The organism is Aeromonas sp. LsrichE-8G (assembly GCF_022869435.1).
Taxonomy (GTDB): Bacteria; Pseudomonadota; Gammaproteobacteria; order Enterobacterales; family Aeromonadaceae; genus Aeromonas; species Aeromonas caviae.
In genome coordinates this window covers 552-1,070 of record NZ_JALIHH010000216.1, presented here as the reverse complement: position 1 = coordinate 1,070, position 519 = coordinate 552, and the positions used below count along the sequence as shown (strand labels likewise).

At 54.3% G+C, this 519-nt stretch carries 1 protein-coding gene; it reads right to left on the bottom strand.

From position 1 onward, the window contains the following. Positions 1–519 (bottom strand): transposase (locus MUW49_RS22135; protein ID WP_244813100.1); only part of this gene is annotated, 519 nt, incomplete at both ends.

The window sequence follows — 519 nt, the reverse complement described above, 5'->3', positions numbered from 1 at the left end:
TTGCGCCCCGGCTGACTGGTCGTGCCCGCTGCTGATTTTGACATGCTGGCAACCTTCAAATCCTCAATGACGATCATCGCGTGGTTTTTGCTGATAGTCGTTGTGACCTTGTGAAGGTAATCGCGGCGGGTGTTGGCGATATGTGAATGCAGCCGCTGGATCTTGGCTTTTTGTTTCTTCCAGTTGCTGCTGAACTTTACCTTTTTGCTCAACTGGCGTTGGAGCCTTGCCAGCTTGGTCTGATTGGTTTTGAAGCTGTTGACGGGCTCAAACACCGTGCCATCTGACAGGGTTGCGAGCTTGGCGATCCCCGCATCCAGCCCGACCATTGAGCCGGAGGGGTGAATTGGCTCAAGCGTCTCCTGCTCGACCTGAAAGGAGATATACCAGTGCCCGGCTGCTTGGTTGACGGTCGCGTTTTTAATTTTTCCTTCAACTGGCTGGGACTGGCGAAACTTGACCCACGCCAGCCCGGCAGGAAGCTTCACGCGACCTTTTTCAAGGCGGCAATACTTGTCG